The organism is Pelovirga sp. C15f, assembly GCF_057178085.1.
The window spans coordinates 1-2,614 of the sequence record NZ_JBXUCV010000020.1; the positions used below are offsets into that span (position 1 = coordinate 1).

Sequence of the window (2,614 nt, forward strand, 5' to 3'; positions counted from 1 at the left end):
CGGGGTGGCCTTTGAGCCGTGCCCGAAGGGCATCGGTCTCCAAAGGCTGGTTCGTCCGCCTGCGGACGGACTAGCCGAACGGCTCAAAGGCCACCCCGTTCATTCCGACCGCAGGTCGGGATGAACGACCAAGCTCACCGGCGGTGAAGCGTAGCGGAATTGCCGTCCGGTGCAGCGCCTTGTTAGCCGACTTGTGCTCTAAGTTGCTGTTTTCTTTGCTCGCTGATTTCATTCCAATGCTTTTCAGTTAATGCGCCTTCAAATGAGTACAGGTAGTAGCAAACCGGTAAGGTCTCATTCGGATGCTTTTCCTTGATCATGCTGTGTGCCCTAACCACACCAACTCGCCTTAAATCGTTCTCAGAAAAAATCCCTACTTCGTTCAACCGTCCTGCAATCTTCTTTCCGATATTCTTGAGGTCGGTGAGGTCTCTATTCCGAGACATAGTCACTCCGGTACTCTTCGGTTGGCTCGAAAGACTGAACGATGTCCAAGTGAACCCCGTTCGGATCTTTAATACAGAAGTGGCGCTGCCCCCAATCCTCGGACCTCAATTCAAGCACGATTTTTAGCGATTTCGACTTGGCTGCTGCATAAGCGGCGTCAGCGTCTTCCACTTCCAGGCTGAAAATGACGCCTTCACCAGAGTAGGATTTATGAAATATTGGCGGTTGAGTGGGCTGGTCTGGCAACAGAAACCCAACCTGAACTCCCGACTTCGAAACTAGATGAATGTACCAATCGCCTGAAAAGACCACTTCAAAGCCAAGATTCTCTGTATAGAAGGATTTCGCCACATCGAGATCTTTTACGATAAAAACGGGGAATGAGCTTTTAGGATCGATCACGTGTAACTCCTCTCTTGTCGGCTAACGGGGTGACCTTTGCTGCGTCCGCCTGCATGCGTTTGTTAGCCGCCATATAGAAAATCCATATCCGGTTTTTCAGTTGCGTAGAAATGGGCCCAAATGTAAACATGACTAAAAGCCGCGACAAGTAACGCAGCATTTGAATTAAAACCAATAGCGATTGCCCAAAACAAAAGAAACGCATACAGATACATTCCGTTACTTGTGAAACGAAATATACCTTTTTTTACGAGGGGCATATTACGGTATCGTTTATCGAAATGATCAGCTCCAGCTGCTCGAGCCATTCCAAAGTATCGCTTAACACTATACATCGCGTAGATACCGGGCAATGCGAGAAGTAAAGTCAAGATAGTTACAGTAACATCATTGAGATTGAGACTGCCATGATCTTCCCAGGCTAGTGCGATTAGAGAGATGAAGCGCCCCGCAAACAGCACAAAGAAAACAACGACATACCCATAAAAGCCAATAGATTTGCTTATTGCTGCACTTTGAATCTCAAGTCGCCATGCCAGCCATACGTATATTTGATGTATTACGGGGGCGGCTACAGCACACCAAAAAAGAAAAGGAAATGGCTCTCCTAGATGTTTCCATGCAAAACAGGTCAGAGCCAATAGCAAAATCAGACAGGTGAAGTGGAGTGGCTGCCCAACCCATATTCCAGTGGTTGTTTTTGAGTTCGTCATAATGTGTCTAAGGTTCGAGAATTAAACATACGTGAAAATTTTATACAGGCTAACGACCAAGCTAAGCGGCAGTGCTCGGTCTTTTGAATTTAGTAGAATCCTTTTCGCGAACCGCCGCAGCTCCAACCTGTCCGCTTGAGCATTTGGTTAGGTTTATGCTATTTCCGAAGGATCAAACTGTTTGCCTGATATTTCTTCAAAATGGTTTCGATACTGGAGGATGCTCTCAAAAAGAGACTCTTGCCCAAAAGCTTTTGCAACGAAACCAAATGCTATGATCCCGCGATAGAAATAATTCCATAAATCATCGTGATATTCCTCAAAGCGTTGCTTAACACGCATACCTGACACGTGGAACCTCGGCGGGTTTCCACCATACATGTCCATGATTTGGGGTGAAGCACAATGGATAAAACCGGAATACGTTTTATGTAGAGTTCGTGCAAGTTCAATTGTTCTGCTTGGGTCTAGAGCGTTCTGCTCAATCTTTGCTAAATATGCTCTGATTTTTTTTCTTGGGTAGCTGGGTCGTTTTTGAGTTGAGGCAACGGGGTTTTCGGGATTGTCGAACTCCTCCTCATAAAATGCCTCTAAGTACATAGTGTGAAGTTCTGTGATGTCATCGAAAATAATTGCATAAGTAAGAAAAGTTATATCTTCTTGGATTTCATCCAAAATTCGATGTAGTGATGCCTGCTCCTGAAAGAATCCGTTTTTGTTAAGCAGGTTTGCGGCATGTAATCCGCTGATCATGCGAGCAAGTTTTTGAATTAGCGCTTGGTGTATGGTCTTTTCTTGGTAACGAAAGACAAAACTGTCTTTAAAAGGAGTTGGCTTAGGGGCAGGCACGCGTTTCTGCAACGCCTCAAGGCTCATTTCCATGTTCTCAAGTGTAAGCTGGAATTGTGGCTCAAACATTTTCAAACCTAACGGGGTGGCCTTTGAGCCGTGCCCGAAGGGCATCGGTCTCCAAAGGCTGGTTCGTCCGCCTGCGGACGGACTAGCCGAACGGCTCAAAGGCCACCCCGTTCATTCCGACCGCAGGTCGGGAT

The 2,614-nt window shown here is 46.5% G+C and carries 5 protein-coding genes; all 5 read right to left on the reverse strand.

Annotated elements, in window-relative coordinates:
- Positions 1–70: 70 nt before the first annotated feature.
- Positions 71–232: a hypothetical protein gene (locus tag AC1931_RS15380; RefSeq protein WP_483878160.1), complete on the reverse strand. Its 162-nt coding sequence runs from the start codon at positions 230–232 to the stop codon at positions 71–73.
- Positions 183–446, reverse strand: a complete 264-nt coding sequence (locus AC1931_RS15385; RefSeq protein WP_483878156.1) for a TfoX/Sxy family protein — start codon at positions 444–446, stop codon at positions 183–185. Before AC1931_RS15385 ends, AC1931_RS15380 begins: the two co-directional genes overlap by 50 nt.
- Positions 433–849: a VOC family protein gene (locus AC1931_RS15390; protein WP_483878157.1), complete on the reverse strand. Its 417-nt coding sequence runs from the start codon at positions 847–849 to the stop codon at positions 433–435. Before AC1931_RS15390 ends, AC1931_RS15385 begins: the two co-directional genes overlap by 14 nt.
- A 62-nt stretch (positions 850–911) precedes the next feature.
- A complete protein-coding gene (locus AC1931_RS15395; protein ID WP_483878158.1) occupies positions 912–1,562 on the reverse strand; it encodes a methyltransferase in 651 nt (216 codons plus the stop codon).
- A 153-nt stretch (positions 1,563–1,715) separates the two neighbouring features.
- Positions 1,716–2,525, reverse strand: a complete 810-nt coding sequence (locus AC1931_RS15400) for a hypothetical protein (protein WP_483878159.1) — start codon at positions 2,523–2,525, stop codon at positions 1,716–1,718.
- Between the last annotated feature and the right edge of the window lie 89 nt (positions 2,526–2,614).

Excerpts from the sequence above, each read along its gene's own strand:
- AC1931_RS15380 (WP_483878160.1), bottom strand. The coding sequence starts at position 232 with ATGAAATCAGCGAGCAAAGAAAACAGCAACTTAGAGCACAAGTCGGCT.
- AC1931_RS15385 (WP_483878156.1), bottom strand. The coding sequence starts at position 446 with ATGTCTCGGAATAGAGACCTCACCGACCTCAAGAATATCGGAAAGAAG.
- AC1931_RS15395 (WP_483878158.1), bottom strand. The coding sequence starts at position 1,562 with ATGACGAACTCAAAAACAACCACTGGAATATGGGTTGGGCAGCCACTC.
- AC1931_RS15400 (WP_483878159.1), bottom strand. The coding sequence starts at position 2,525 with ATGCCCTTCGGGCACGGCTCAAAGGCCACCCCGTTAGGTTTGAAAATG.